This window comes from Sphingopyxis microcysteis (assembly GCF_012274265.1).
Taxonomy (GTDB): Bacteria; Pseudomonadota; Alphaproteobacteria; order Sphingomonadales; family Sphingomonadaceae; genus Sphingopyxis; species Sphingopyxis microcysteis.
The window spans coordinates 328,182-341,218 of the sequence record NZ_JAANYY010000003.1; the positions used below are offsets into that span (position 1 = coordinate 328,182).

The 13,037-nt window shown below is 64.3% G+C and carries 19 protein-coding genes; 15 read left to right on the forward strand and 4 right to left on the reverse strand.

Features of this window, described 5'->3' with window-relative positions:
* Positions 1 to 75 precede the first annotated feature (75 nt).
* A complete protein-coding gene (locus tag G9408_RS09345; RefSeq protein WP_408021868.1) occupies positions 76 to 447 on the forward strand; it encodes a dihydroneopterin aldolase in 372 nt (123 codons plus the stop codon).
* The gene (locus G9408_RS09350) at positions 444 to 1,205 is read left to right on the forward strand and encodes an SDR family oxidoreductase (RefSeq protein WP_168453746.1); all 762 of its coding nucleotides are present in this window, start codon (positions 444 to 446) and stop codon (positions 1,203 to 1,205) included. The genes G9408_RS09345 and G9408_RS09350 overlap by 4 nt, the downstream gene beginning before the upstream one ends.
* Positions 1,206 to 1,370: 165 nt before the next feature.
* Here G9408_RS09350 and G9408_RS09355 read toward each other — a convergent pair whose 3' ends face one another.
* Both G9408_RS09355 and G9408_RS09360 read right to left on the reverse strand, forming a co-directional pair.
* Positions 1,371 to 2,810 (reverse strand): NAD-dependent succinate-semialdehyde dehydrogenase, encoded by a 1,440-nt coding sequence (locus tag G9408_RS09355; protein WP_168453747.1) that lies wholly within the window; start codon positions 2,808 to 2,810, stop codon positions 1,371 to 1,373.
* Between the two features lie 130 nt (positions 2,811 to 2,940).
* Positions 2,941 to 3,540, reverse strand: a complete 600-nt coding sequence (locus G9408_RS09360) for a TIGR02466 family protein (RefSeq protein ID WP_168453748.1) — start codon at positions 3,538 to 3,540, stop codon at positions 2,941 to 2,943.
* A 46-nt stretch (positions 3,541 to 3,586) separates the two neighbouring features.
* On the opposite strand from G9408_RS09360, the gene G9408_RS09365 reads away from it, so the two are divergent.
* From G9408_RS09365 to G9408_RS09380, 4 genes are read left to right on the forward strand one after another with little or no spacing between them, the layout of a single operon-like run.
* Positions 3,587 to 4,507: an SMP-30/gluconolactonase/LRE family protein gene (locus tag G9408_RS09365; RefSeq protein ID WP_168453749.1), complete on the forward strand. Its 921-nt coding sequence runs from the start codon at positions 3,587 to 3,589 to the stop codon at positions 4,505 to 4,507.
* Between the two features lie 32 nt (positions 4,508 to 4,539).
* Entirely contained in the window at positions 4,540 to 4,797 is a 258-nt protein-coding gene (locus tag G9408_RS09370; RefSeq protein WP_168453750.1) for a type II toxin-antitoxin system Phd/YefM family antitoxin, read from the forward strand.
* Positions 4,794 to 5,180: a type II toxin-antitoxin system VapC family toxin gene (locus G9408_RS09375; RefSeq protein WP_168453751.1), complete on the forward strand. Its 387-nt coding sequence runs from the start codon at positions 4,794 to 4,796 to the stop codon at positions 5,178 to 5,180. Before G9408_RS09370 ends, G9408_RS09375 begins: the two co-directional genes overlap by 4 nt.
* Positions 5,181 to 5,191: 11 nt before the next feature.
* Positions 5,192 to 5,881, forward strand: a complete 690-nt coding sequence (locus tag G9408_RS09380; protein WP_168453752.1) for a VIT1/CCC1 transporter family protein — start codon at positions 5,192 to 5,194, stop codon at positions 5,879 to 5,881.
* Here G9408_RS09380 and G9408_RS09385 read toward each other — a convergent pair.
* Positions 5,878 to 6,261, reverse strand: coding sequence for a DUF488 domain-containing protein (locus tag G9408_RS09385; protein WP_168453753.1), 384 nt, complete (start codon positions 6,259 to 6,261; stop codon positions 5,878 to 5,880). The genes G9408_RS09380 and G9408_RS09385 overlap by 4 nt on opposite strands.
* A gap of 57 nt (positions 6,262 to 6,318) precedes the next feature.
* Between G9408_RS09385 and G9408_RS09390 the strand changes: the two genes are divergently transcribed.
* From G9408_RS09390 to G9408_RS09400, 3 genes are read left to right on the forward strand one after another with little or no spacing between them, the layout of a single operon-like run.
* A complete protein-coding gene (locus tag G9408_RS09390) occupies positions 6,319 to 7,422 on the forward strand; it encodes a DUF2855 family protein (protein ID WP_168453754.1) in 1,104 nt (367 codons plus the stop codon).
* A 46-nt stretch (positions 7,423 to 7,468) separates the two neighbouring features.
* Positions 7,469 to 7,873, forward strand: coding sequence for a hypothetical protein (locus G9408_RS09395; protein WP_137871601.1), 405 nt, complete (start codon positions 7,469 to 7,471; stop codon positions 7,871 to 7,873).
* Between the two features lie 16 nt (positions 7,874 to 7,889).
* Positions 7,890 to 8,549, forward strand: coding sequence for an HAD-IA family hydrolase (locus G9408_RS09400; RefSeq protein ID WP_168453755.1), 660 nt, complete (start codon positions 7,890 to 7,892; stop codon positions 8,547 to 8,549).
* 188 nt (positions 8,550 to 8,737) lie between these two features.
* Here G9408_RS09400 and G9408_RS09405 read toward each other — a convergent pair whose 3' ends face one another.
* Positions 8,738 to 9,631 carry a LysR family transcriptional regulator gene (locus G9408_RS09405; RefSeq protein ID WP_168453756.1) on the reverse strand — a complete coding sequence of 298 codons (894 nt, stop codon included), beginning with the start codon at positions 9,629 to 9,631 and terminating at the stop codon, positions 8,738 to 8,740.
* Positions 9,632 to 9,720: 89 nt separating this feature from the next.
* Here G9408_RS09405 and G9408_RS09410 point away from each other — a divergent pair, with 89 nt between their 5' ends.
* The 6 genes from G9408_RS09410 to G9408_RS09435 are packed head-to-tail and all read left to right on the forward strand — an operon-like array spanning position 9,721 to position 13,018.
* A complete protein-coding gene (locus tag G9408_RS09410) occupies positions 9,721 to 10,431 on the forward strand; it encodes a CoA transferase subunit A (protein WP_137871629.1) in 711 nt (236 codons plus the stop codon).
* Positions 10,428 to 10,757, forward strand: coding sequence for a DUF5076 domain-containing protein (locus tag G9408_RS09415; protein WP_287407920.1), 330 nt, complete (start codon positions 10,428 to 10,430; stop codon positions 10,755 to 10,757). Before G9408_RS09410 ends, G9408_RS09415 begins: the two co-directional genes overlap by 4 nt.
* The gene (locus G9408_RS09420; protein WP_168453757.1) at positions 10,757 to 11,638 is read left to right on the forward strand and encodes an HAD family acid phosphatase; all 882 of its coding nucleotides are present in this window, start codon (positions 10,757 to 10,759) and stop codon (positions 11,636 to 11,638) included. Before G9408_RS09415 ends, G9408_RS09420 begins: the two co-directional genes overlap by 1 nt.
* Positions 11,638 to 12,273, forward strand: coding sequence for a CoA transferase subunit B (locus G9408_RS09425; protein WP_168453758.1), 636 nt, complete (start codon positions 11,638 to 11,640; stop codon positions 12,271 to 12,273). The genes G9408_RS09420 and G9408_RS09425 overlap by 1 nt, the downstream gene beginning before the upstream one ends.
* Positions 12,274 to 12,693, forward strand: a complete 420-nt coding sequence (locus tag G9408_RS09430; RefSeq protein ID WP_168453759.1) for an HI0074 family nucleotidyltransferase substrate-binding subunit — start codon at positions 12,274 to 12,276, stop codon at positions 12,691 to 12,693. It abuts the gene before it with no gap.
* Complete coding sequence (locus G9408_RS09435; RefSeq protein ID WP_168453760.1) at positions 12,677 to 13,018, forward strand: nucleotidyltransferase domain-containing protein; 342 nt, start codon at positions 12,677 to 12,679, stop codon at positions 13,016 to 13,018. Before G9408_RS09430 ends, G9408_RS09435 begins: the two co-directional genes overlap by 17 nt.
* Positions 13,019 to 13,037 lie beyond the last annotated feature (19 nt).

A 13,037-nucleotide genomic window follows, 5' to 3' on the forward strand; every position in this document is an offset into this window, starting at 1 on the left:
CTAATGCGGCGGCGCTTTAGGGGTGCTGCGCGGCGATGCAAAGCCGAATGTCGCACGCGATCGACAGGATTTCTTGTGACCGATACATTGTGGCTGGAGGTGGACGGGCTGATCGCCCAGGTGCTGACCGGCATTTATTCCGAAGAAACCCACCTGCCGCAGCCGCTGCGCATCGGGGTGCGCGCGCGGCTGGCGATGGCGGATCGTTATGACCCGACCACGCCACTCAGCGCGTCGAAAAATTACATGCACCTGAAATTCGCCGCGACCGAGGGCATTCCCAAGGATGTCCATTTCGTGCTGATCGAGAGCGTCGCCGACCATATCATAGACACGTTGTTCCTGCAGGACGACAAGGTCGAAGAGGTCGAGGTGAAGATCGTCAAGCTGGCGATCGCCGAGGAAGGCGAAGAAATCGGCATCACGATGCGGCGCGCGCGCAAATGACGCATAAGCTCGCTCTCGTTACGGGCGGGCTCCACCGCGTCGGCGCGGCAATTTCGGCGCGGCTGGCACGCGAAGGCTATGCGCTGGCGATCCACAAGCGCAGCCCTGGCGATGCCGATGCGGTGCTGGCCGATGCGCTCGCCGAAACCGGCGCGATCAGCCACCGCTTCGCCGCCGACCTGTCCGACCCCGCCGCGGTCGATGCGCTGATCCCCGCGGTGATCGAAAAATTCGGCCGTGCCCCCGACCTGCTCGTGAACAATGCCGCTTTGTTCGCCGAGGGTGAGTGGACCGACCTGTCCGCCGATGCGCTGACCGAGATGATGCAGATCAATCACCACGCACCGGTGATGCTGGCAAAGGCGCTGATCGCCGCCAGCGACGAGAAACGCCCGGCGATCGTCAACATCGTCGACCAGCGCGTTGTGCAGCCGGTGCCCGATCAGCTCGCCTACAGCCTGTCGAAATCGGCGCTGTGGCAGGCGACGGCGACCCTCGCCGTCGCGTTCGGCAACCGCGCGCGGGTCAACGCGGTGGCGCCCGGACTGACCATGGCCACCGACGATTATTCGGCGGCGCAGGTCGAACGGCTTGCAGCGCGCATGCCGCTCGGCGCACTGCCGACCCCGGCGCAGATTGCCGACGCAGTCGTCTATCTGGCGCGCGCCGAGGCGGTAACCGGGCAGACGATCTTCGTCGACGGCGGCGCGCATCTGGCGCCAATGGGCAGGGATTTTGTGGCGCTGGAGCGGGATTAGCGCCGTCGCCTACCCCAAACCCGTTTGCCCTGAGCTTGTCGAAGGGCCGTTCTTTCTTGGCGACGTCGAAGAAAGAAGGACGGTGCTTCGACAAGCTCAGCACAAACGGGGAGATAGGTTGCGCGCGGTTACTAGCGGCCCTCGCCTGCGCGGGGACGACGGGCATCAATAAATATGCACCGCCTTGGTGACCAGATACCCGTCCAGCCCCTCGGGTCCGCTCTCGCTGCCGAAACCCGATTCCTTGATCCCGCCGAACGGCATGTCGTTCGCCGAGATGACGAAGCTGTTGATCCCGACCATGCCGCTTTCGATGCCGTCGGCGATGCGGTTGATGCGGCGGCCATTCTCGGTGAACGCAAAAGCGGCGAGGCCATAGGGCAGCCGGTTCGCCTGTTCGAGCGCCTCGTCCTCGCTGCCGAAGGGGCGGATCAGCGCCATCGGGCCGAACGGTTCGTGGTTCATCGCATCGGCATCAAGCGGCACATCGGCGATCGCGGTCGGCTGGAAGAAATAGCCGTCGCCGGTCGCAGCGCCGCCCGCGATCACGCGCGCGCCCTTCGCCTTGGCGTCAGCAACCAGCGCTTCCAACGCGGGAATCCGTCGCGCGTTGGCGAGCGGCCCCATCTGGGTATCGGCGTCGAGCCCTCTGCCGATCTTCACCTTCTGGGTGCGCTCGGCGAATCCCGCGACGAAGGCGTCGTAAATCCCCTCCTGCACATAAAAGCGCGTCGGCGAGACGCAGACCTGCCCCGCGTTGCGGAACTTCTGCATCACCACGCGGTCCAGCGTGCTCTCTAGATCGCAATCGTCAAAGATCAGCACCGGGGCATGGCCGCCCAGCTCCATCGTGATCCGCTGCACGCGATCGGCGGCGAGCTTCATCAGATGCTTGCCGACCGCGGTCGAGCCGGTGAAGCTGACTTTGCGGATCACCTCGCTACCCAGCAGATGACGGCTGATCATGTCAGGATTGCCGTAAACGAGCTGAACGACATCACCGGGGATCCCCGCGTCGGCTAGACAGCGCATGATCGCGCTGGTGCAGCCGGGGGTTTCCTCGGGCGCTTTCGCGATCACGACGCAGCCCGCGGCGAGCGCGGGGGCGATTTTCTTGACCATCAGATTGACGGGAAAATTCCACGGGCTGAACGCCGCGACCGGCCCCACCGGCTGGCGCAACACCATCGCGCGCTGGCCCGCGGGGCGCTGTGCCACGCGGCCTTCGATGCGCTTTCCTTCCTCGGCAAAATATTCGAGCAGCGACGACGCCGACAATACTTCGCCGCGCGCCTCGGCGATCGGCTTGCCCTGTTCGAGCGTCAGCAGCGTCGCGATATGGTCAGCGCGCTCGCGGATCAGCCCCGCCGCCTTGCGCATCAGCGCCGCGCGCTCGTCGGGGGTCTTCGCCCGCCACACCGGCCAGCCGCGTGCCGCCGCAGCGAGCGCCTCGTCGAGATCGGCGGCAGTCGCGATGGGTAGATCGGCGATGATGTCCGCGGTGGCAGGGTTATACACCGGCCGCGCATCGCGCCCCTCACCGCTCCGCCAGGCGCCGTTGATGAAGAGCTGGAGGTCGGCGTCGTAGGTGGCGCTGTCGGTCATGGGGAGCTTTCTAACTGTTCCGTTCGCATCGAGCGCAGTCGAGATGCGTCTCGCGATGCGCTGGCGTGTCTCGACTTCGCTCGACACGAACGGGAATGGGGTTGGTCAGACAGCGTCCATATAGTCGCGATCAGCGATAGTTAAAGCTGATGCTGATCCGCTCGCCCTTGCCCAAATGCGGCATCACTTCGTGGCGGAGCCAGCTTTCCCACAGGAACACCCGCCCCGCCGCGGGCTGCGCATAGACGAAGGGCAGCAGATGCTCGGGGGCATCGTCGGTGCGGCCCGGCGCGGCCATCAACATGGGCAGACGCGGGTCTTCGAGCTTCAGCGCCCCCGATCCCGGGGGGACGGCGACATAGAAGGTGCCCGACACGATGCTGTGCGGATGGATATGGCCGCTGTGCGTGCCGCCCGGCTTCAATATATTGACCCACAGGCTGTCGAGTTTCAGCGGCTTGGCGAGATCGAAATGGCACGCCTTGGCAAAGGCCTTGACCTCTTTGTCGAGCAGCTTCTTGAGGTCGTAAAAAGCGGGGTCGCGCTCGGGGAGGTCGCCGAGGCTCGCATAGCTGGTATATCCCTTATAGCCATGCTCGCGGCTCCACGCGCGCCCCGCGCCGTCCTCCTCAGCGAACAGGCGGCAACTCTCCTCCAGCGCGTCGAGCAGGTCAGGAGTACCGATATCGGCCTCGTAAAAATTTGTGGCGAAGAGCGTGCGAACGGGCATGATGGCCGCAAAGCATAGGACGCAAACAAGAGCAAGGGAGACGAGGATGGCCGAGTTCGAACTGATCGCCGACGGGTTGCGCTTTCCGGAAGCGCCGGTGGTGATGGAAGACGGCAGCGTCATCGTCACCGAGATCGCGGAGGGCCGCATCACCCGCTGCTGGCCGGGCGGCAGGAAACGTGTCATCGCGACCCCCGGCGGCGGTCCCAACGGCCTCGCGATCGGACCCGACGGCAAGCTCTATTGCTGCAACAATGGCGGCTTCAACTATGTCGAATCGAACGGCTATCTGGCGCCGCACGGCATTGCCGACGATTATTCGGGCGGGCGCATCGAGCGGATCGACATCGACACCGGCGAAGTCGAAACGCTGTACCAGAGCGGCGATCACGGCGTGACGCTGCGCGGCCCGAACGACCTGATGTTCGACGCGCACGGTGGTTTCTGGTTCACCGACCATGGCAAGGTCGATTACGCCGCGCGCTGCCACGACATCGTCGGCATTTTCTATGCCAAGGCCGATGGCAGCTTTATCGAGGAGGTGATCTTCCCGAGCTATAACCCGAACGGCATCGGCCTCTCGCCCGACGGCAGCAAGCTCTACGCCGCCGAAACCTATACATGTCGCCTGACCCAGTTCAACATCGTCGCGCCCGGCAAGGTCGATGACGCCGCAGGGCCGGGCGGTCCCGGCATCCCGCTCTACCGCCCGGCGGGCTATAAATTCTTCGACAGCCTGGCGATGGAGGCAAATGGCAACATTTGCGTCGCGACGATCGGCGAATGCGGGATTTCGGTCGTCGGCCCGGACGGGCAGCTCGTCGAATTTGTCGCGACAGACGATATTTTCACCACCAACATCGCGTTCGGCGGCCCGGACCGACAGGATGCCTATATCACCCTGTCGGGCACCGGGCGGCTCGTGAAGACGCGCTGGGCCAGACCGGGGCTGCAACTGCAATATTGACTTAGCTAACCGAATTAGCTAATTAAGTCAGCATGACCGTTGTCACCATCCATGAGGCCAAGACAAACCTGTCGCGCCTGATCGCCCGCGTCCTCGCGGGCGAAGAGGTGACGATCGCGCGTGGCAAGGAACCGGTGGTGAAGCTGATGCCGGTGAATGCGCCACCAAAGACCAAGCGCGTCTTAGGCACATTGAAAGGCAAGATCGATCTCGACGCCGGCTTTTGGGATCCTTTGCCCGAAGAAGATTTGGCGCTGTGGAACGGCGAAGACAGTCCAGAGGCGCAATGAACCTGCTCCTCGATACGCACGCACTGATCTGGGCTGCCAACGACCCGGAGAAATTGCCCAGCGCGGTGAGGTCCGCCATCGAATACCCCGACAACCATATCTGGATCAGTTCCGTTTCCGCGATCGAGGTCGCGATAAAATTCCGGATCGGTAAGCTGGAAGGCGCCGACGAGCTCGCCGAACGCTTTGAAACCGTCATCGCGGGTTTCGGTTTCGACCAACTCCCCATTTCGGTTGCGCATGCCAGTCTGGCGGGCTTGCTGCCGTTCGACCATCGCGACCCGTTTGACCGCATTTTGATCGCCCAATCGCAGATTGAGCAATATGCACTGGTTTCAAACGAAAAGCTGTTCGACCAGCTTGGCGTCATCCGTTTCTGGTAGGAGCACGCCCCATGCACCGCGAAACCCATGCCGCAAGCCGCATCGGCTGGCTGCGCGCCGCGATCCTGGGCGCCAACGACGGGATCGTGTCGACCGCCAGCCTGATCGCGGGCGTTGCAGCGGCGGGGGCTTCATCGTCGTCGATCCTGATCACCGGTACCGCGGGGCTCGTCGCCGGGGCGATGTCGATGGCGGCGGGGGAGTATGTCTCGGTCAGCTCGCAGGGCGACGCCGAAAACGCCGACATCGCCAAGGAAAAGCGCGAGCTCGCCACCGTTCCCGAACTGGAGCTTGAGGAACTGACGCAAATCTATCAGCAGCGCGGGCTCGACCGCCCGCTCGCCGAACAGGTGGCGGCCCAGCTGACCGCGCATAACGCCCTCGACAGCCATTTGCGCGACGAGCTGGGCCTCACCAGCGAACTGGCGGCGCGTCCGATTCAGGCGGCAGCCGCGTCGGCGGCGAGCTTCACCGTCGGTGCCGCGCTGCCGCTCGCGATCGTGCTGCTGGACTCCGGCCCGTCGCTCCCGTGGATTGTTTCGGCGGCATCGCTGCTCTTCCTCGCTCTCCTCGGCGCCTTGGGCGCCTGGGTCGGGCGAGCGCCGATTGCCCGCGCCGTCCTGCGCGTCGGCTTCTGGGGGGCGGTCGCGATGGGCGTGACGATAGCAATCGGATCGCTGTTCGGGACGACGGTCGGCTAACGCTGGCGCAACCAATCACGCAGTGCGACGGCATTGTTTCGCTCCACACTTTTCGCGGCGTACAGCAAGGTTACCGGTCCCGCCGCCACCGCGGCATCGAGCACGAACAGCGCCGCGCGCATCGCCTCACCACTCGCATCCAGCTCGGCGAAATAGTCGAGCCGGAAGGCGTCCCACGCCGCGTCCGATGCGGCGGTTTCGCCATGATAGCGTTTGCGCAAGGCGTCGCTCGGCGACAGCGGTTTCAGCCACGCCGCCAGCGCTGCCTTGTCCTTTGACACTCCGCGCGGCCACAGCCGGTCGACCAGAAAGCGCGCACCGTCGCCGGGACCGACCGGTGCATGAATGCGTTTGACCGCGATTGTCAGGGGCGTTCCCATCTGTATGACTATCGGCCATCCCGCGGTCGCGGGCAAGCCAATCGGAGGGGTCCGGACATGCGTGGAACAAGCTGGGCGATCGACATCGATCGCGACGATATTGCACAAGCCCGGCTGGTCGCCGACCCCGAAGCGCCGCTCGCCCCCGGCCAGGTGCGGGTGCATGTCGACAGCTATGCGATGACCGCGAACAACATCACTTATGCCGTGTTCGGCAATCCCGCCGGCCTGTTCGGCAATGACCAGGGCTATTGGGATTTCTTTTCGGATTCCGGCGGCCCCGGTCGCCTGCCGGTCTGGGGTTTCGCCACGGTGACCGAAAGCGCCGCCGACGGGGTTGCGGTCGGGGACCGCTTCTACGGCTATTATCCCATGGCCGAACATGCGGTTTTGACCGTCGGCAAGCCCGGTCCCGGCGGCTTCACCGACATCACGCCGCGCCGCACCACGCTGCCGCCGATCTACAACCAATATCAGCGGGTCGAGGCGCTCGCGGATTATCGCGCCGCCGACCATGATTATTGGCCGGTGTTCCGCCCGCTGTTCCTGACCGGCTGGCTGATCGCCGACCAGTTCGAGGATGAGGGCGATTATGGCGCCGCCCAGATTCTGATCGCCAGCGCATCGAGCAAGACCGCGATCGGGCTCGGTTTTGCCATCAAGCAGCGCGCCGCGCGACCCGAGACGATCGGGCTGACCAGCGCCGCCAATGTCGAAGCCCTCGCGTCGCAGGGCGTCTATGACCGCGTGATCAGCTATGACCAGATCATGACGCTCAATGCATCGACCCCCGCGGCGCTGGTCGACATGGCGGGCAATGGCGCGGTGACGCGCGTCGTCCACAGCTATTTCGGGAATAATCTGAAGGCGTCGATCATCGTCGGCAAATCGCATTGGGATGCGCAGGCCGATGCCGACGGCCTGCCCGGCCCGGAACGGCAGGGTTTCTTTGCCCCGGGGCGCAGCCAGAAACGCATCGCCGACTGGGGCGGCGCGATATTCGGGCAGAAGATCGCCGAAGCCTGGCTGGCGTTCATGGACATTGCGCCGCGCCTCGCTTCGGTCGATAAGCGCGGCGGCGGCGATGCGGCGCTCGCTGCCTATCGGGAAATGCTCTCGGGACAGGCCGACCCCCAAAAGGGGATCGTCGTCGTCCCATGAGGGTCGCATGAGCAGTCCCTTTCTCCGCCGCACGAAAGGATAAGCCATGCTTCGCACCCTGGTTTTCGCCACCTCGCTCGCGATCCTGCTTCCGGCGGGCGCGGCGCTTGCCGAAACGCCCAAGTCCGCACCCGCGCACAAGCCCGACCTCGCGGACCGCGTCGCGGGGACTTATCGGGGTGACATCATCTCGGACGCGCGCGGCTCGTCGAAAAGCGGCATCACGATCACCGTCACGCGCACCGGACCAAACAAGGTCGAGATCAAGTCGAGCCACACGCGCATCCCGACCGTCACCATCCCGCTCGAAAAGGCGATGGACGCGATCCTCGCCGCGAGCGGACCCTATGTCTTCCTGCTCGACACGGTGCGTTCGCCGGACCGGCTCGACCTGACGATCGACGATGCCAGCTGGTCGGGCAATCGCGTCGCGACGCCCGCAAAGAAGTAGGAACTCACGCTCCCGCATGACTTACACGACCGTTATTTTCGACTTCGGCGGCGTCATCACCGCGTCGCCGTTTGAAGCCTTCAATCGCCTCGAAGAAGAACGCGGGCTGCCGCGCGATTTTGTGCGGCGGGTCAACGCCATCAATCCCGACGGCAATGCCTGGGCAAAGTTTGAACGCGCCGAGATCGATGCGGCAGCGTTCGACACGCTGTTCGCCGAGGAGGCGCGCGCACTGGGGCATGCGCTGGAAGGCGAAGCCGTGCTGGCGGTGATCGCCGGTGCGGTCCGTCCGGCGATGGTCGCCGCGCTCGACACGCTGAAGGATCGCGGCTTCACCATCGCGTGCATCACGAACAACGTCCCCGGCGGCAAGATGGGGATTCGCGGCGCCGGGATGACGCGCAGCGAAGAAACCGCGAGCGAGGTTGCCGCGATCATGGCGCGTTTTGAACATGTCATCGAATCGAGCAAGGCGGGCGTGCGAAAGCCCGATCCGCGGATTTACCAGATGATGTGCGAGAGGCTGGAGGTCGAGCCCGGCGAGTGCATCTATCTCGACGACCTCGGCATCAACTGCAAACCGGCGGCGCAGCTGGGTATGCACGCCATCAAGGTGACGAGCGGCGAGCAGGCGCTGGCCGATCTGTCGGCGGTGCTGGGGATCTCACTGGCCTGACATTGGCCGTGCGATCTCGCCCTGAATAACGGCTTTGGGGGAGTCCCTATCGCTTCTTACCTCCGTTCGTGTCGAGCGAAGTCGAGACACGCCGAAGACTTACGCGAAGCCACGCGTATCTCGACTTCGCTCGATACGAACGGGGACTGGATTGAACGGCTGCTTCCGGCCCCAACCCGCCGCCCTGTTCAAACACCCACCTCGGCCAGATCGAGCTTCGCCGCGCGGGCAAAGATTTGCGTCAGCACCGGTTCGGTATCGGCGACGCGCATCGCCACCTGAAACTCCACCGGCGCCAGCGACGGCATGCCATCGAGCAGCGCGAGCGCGCCGCTCGCGACCTCGCCGCGCACCATCGGCTGCGGGAAAATCCCGATCCCTCCGCCCGCCTTGGCGATGTCGATCATCGTGCGCGCGTTGTTGCACAGGTTCAGCGACTTCTGCGCGATGCGCGATGCCGCGATCGCCTCGCGCATCCGGCCATGGATCGGCGAATGGCTGGCGAGCGACCAGACGGGCAAGCCAGTATCGCCGCCCGCAAACGCCGCAGCGACGCCCGGGCTGGCCAGCCACACCAGTTGGACATCACCGATCGGGCTGGTCTTCAGTGCCGGATGCGCGATCGGTCCGGCGGCAAAGGCGATGTCGGTCCGCCCGGTCAGCAATTGCTGGATCAGGTTCGCGGTCAGGTCGATTTCGATCTCCAACCCGACCTGCGGCATGTCGGCTTTCAGCCCGGCCACAAAGCCCGGCAGGCAGCTCGCGGCGGCGATCTCGCCCGCGCCGATCCGCACCACGCCGCTCGCCTCGCCATAGCCGCCGCTGCCGAGCAGCGCATATTGCATGTCGCGAAGCAGCGGATCGCAGTCGCGCACCAGCTTGCGTCCCGCCGCGGTCAACGACATCGTGCGGCCATCGCGCCGGAACAGCGCCGTCCCCAGCCGTTGCTCCAATTCGCGCATTCGCGCCGATACCGCGGGCTGGGTCGTGTTGAGCCGCTCGGCGGCGGCGGAAAAGGTTCCCAGCCGGTCGATCCACAGCAGCGTTTCGAGATGATAGAGCGCAACGCGATTGATAGACATCGCCTATGTATAATCCAAAATTTGAACAATTAGAATTGATGGATCAAATACGCCAAGGTCGCGCCGAAAATTGGACAAGGGAGCCTGACATGGCGAGCAAGCAATATTCTGACGCCGCAGCCGCACTCGAAGGGCTGCTCTTTGACGGCATGCACATTTGCGCCGGGGGCTTTGGCCTGTGCGGCATTCCCGAACGCCTGATCGACGCCATCCGGGATGCCGGAACCAAGAACCTGACCATCGCCAGCAACAACGCCGGGATCGACGGCGAAGGGCTCGGCAAGCTGCTGCGCACCCGGCAGGTCAAAAAGATGATCAGCTCCTATGTCGGCGAGAACAAGGAATTCGAGCGGCAATATCTTGCGGGCGAGCTCGAGGTCGAATTCTGCCCGCAGGGGACGCTCGCCGAACGCTGCCGCGCCGGCGGCGCGGGCATCCCCGGTTTTTACACCAAGACCGGGGTCGGCACGGCGGTGGCCGAGGGCAAGGAGGTCAAGAATTTCGATGGGCAGGATTATATCCTGGAGCGCGGTATCTTTGCCGATCTCGCGATCATCAAGGGGTGGAAGGCCGACGAAAGCGGCAACCTGATCTTCCGCAAGACCGCGCGCAATTTCAATGCGCCGATGGCGACCGCCGCGAAAATCTGCGTCGCCGAGGTCGAGGAAATCGTGCCCGTCGGCAGTCTCGACCCCGACGCGATCCACCTGCCCGGTATCTATGTGAAACGTATGATCGTCGGCGCGCCCTATGACAAGAAGATCGAGTTCCGCACGGTGCGCCCGCGCGAGGCCGCGTGAGCTTCGGGCGCAAGGGTATCGGCCATAAGGGGTCGATCGACGTCAGCGGCATCCCGGCGCTGGCAGGTGGCGAGGAATTTCTGCGGATGTGGAAGCAATCGAACGGCAACATCTTGTGCGTTATCGACCCTGCTGCCTTGGGCGCCGACCCGATGCTCTTTGGCCTCGCGATAGTCGACGCCGCGCGCCATGGCGCCAAGGCCTATGCGGCAGCGGTCGAGATTGACGAAGCGCACGCCTTTGATCGAATCATGGAAGGCGTGAACGCCGAACTGGCGAATCCGACCGACCTCCCCCGACCGCTCGGCCCACAAGGAACGCATTGATGAAAGCCCAGTTGATCCCGATTGCCGCGCTGCTGCTGGCAGGCTGTGCGGGCAATGCCGCGAAGGTTACGACTGCCCCCACCCCGCCACCCGCCGTCACTCCCGCCGAAGCGGCCAAGCCGCCGGTCGCGCTGCAATATCTCTATGGTTCGGCCGAGGCGGCGATTGCCGTTCGCGCGACCAATGCCCGGATCGCCGATTATGCCGCAGCGCGGATCAAGCAGCGCCCGACCGACAGCGTCATCCTTGCCGCCGGAGCGACAATGGACGCGCCGCGCTTTGAACCGTGCGGCAACAAGCCCTTCGCGGCGGTGTTCGACGCCGACGAGACGCTGATCTGGAACCTTGGCCCGATGCGCTATTTCGCGGAGAAGGGCACCGCCTTCGACCCGAAAATCTGGGACCAGTGGGAAAAAACCGGCGCCGGCAAGGCGGTCGCCATGCCCGGCACGGTGGAGATGCTGGCGAGGCTGCGCGCGGCGGGCATCACCGTCGTCGCCAACACCAACCGCAGCGCCGCCAATGCCAGGGGCAGCGAGGATACGCTGCGCGCCGCCGGGCTGGGTGATTTCAAGCATGGCGAGACCCTGTTCCTGATGGGCGACGACGCCAGCGGGTCGAGCAAGGACGCACGCCGCGCAACGATCGCATCGCGTTACTGCGTCATCATCCTCGCGGGCGACCAGCTCGGCGATTTTAGCCAGCAGTTCAACGTCAAGGACCTGCCCGCCGCGCAGCGCACGGCGCTCGCCACGAGCGCGGGCGCGACCGCGCGTTGGGACAAGGGCTGGTTCCTGTTCCCCAACTCCGTCTACGGCCCATGGGAAAAACTGGGCTGGGACGACATCTTCCCCTCCGACAAAAATTGGGAGCCGAAATAATGCCCTGGACCCGCGATGACATGGCGGCGCGCGCCGCAAAGGAACTGCAGGACGGCTATTACGTCAATCTGGGGATCGGCATCCCGACCCTGGTCGCAAATCATATCCCGGAAGGGATGACGGTGACGCTCCAGTCGGAAAACGGCATGCTCGGCATCGGCCCCTTTCCCTATGAGGGTGAAGAAGACGCCGACCTGATCAATGCGGGCAAGCAGACGATCAGCGAGCTGCCGCAATCGGCTTATTTCAGCTCGGCAGACAGCTTTGCGATGATCCGCGGCGGCCACATCGACCTCACCGTCTTGGGCGCGATGGAGATCGCCGAAAATGGCGACATCGCCAACTGGATGATCCCCGGCAAGATGATCAAGGGCATGGGCGGCGCGATGGACCTGGTCGCCGGGGTTAAGAAGATCATCGTCGTGATGGAGCATGTTGCCAAGGACGGCAGCCCCAAATTCATCCCCGAATGCACGCTGCCGCTCACCGGCCAGAATGTCGTCGACATGATCATCACCGACCTCGCGGTGTTCAAGCGCGACGACCACAGCAGCCCTTTCAAGCTGATCGAGCTCGCGCCAGGAGTCACGGCGGAAGAGGTTGCTGCCAAAACGACGGCGAGCTACTTATCCTGAATGGATGACAAGCCACCGCCGCGTTCCCGGCTCCGTCTGGACAATTTTTCGCGCGCCTTGGTGGGTCTCCGCGAGGCAGTCGAATTGCGCCAGAGCCGTCCGCTGAGCGAACTGGAAAAGGCGGGGATGGTCCAGCGGTTCGAAATCGCGTGGGAATTGGGCTGGAAACTGCTGGCCGATCGGCTTGCCGAAGAGCTGGCCCCCCCGGAAGCGCTGACCCCGGCATCGACCATTCGCGCCGCACACGCCGCTGGCATGATTGCGGCCGCCGACGAATGGTTGGCGATGGGCAAGCTGCGCAACCAACTGTCGCATACCTACAGCGAGTCAATCCGCGATCACGGCTTGGAACTGATCGCCGTTCAATTTCTTGCGACATTGGTCGCGCTGGAACGGGATGCCGATGCGCGTCGAGCATGACGCCATCGGCCTGTCGGTCGATGATATACGCATCGTCGCCGGGGTTCTCTCGCCCTACGCCGATCAGATCGACCGGGTGAGCCTCTATGGCTCGCGCGCGGCGCGGACGTCGCGGCCCGGTTCCGACCTCGACCTTCTTTTGAGCGGGCCGATCGATTTGCGCGCCATGCTGAATCTCGGCGTTGCGTTTGAAGAAAGCGACCTCTCGGTAGCGGTCGATCTGAAACATGAGCGGGATCTGATCGACCCGCGCGTTCGCGACGAGATTTTGAAGCAATGCCAGCTGCTCTTTACCCGCGACGACTTGTTGAACCTCGAACAATGAACGCCCCGCGAACAGAGGT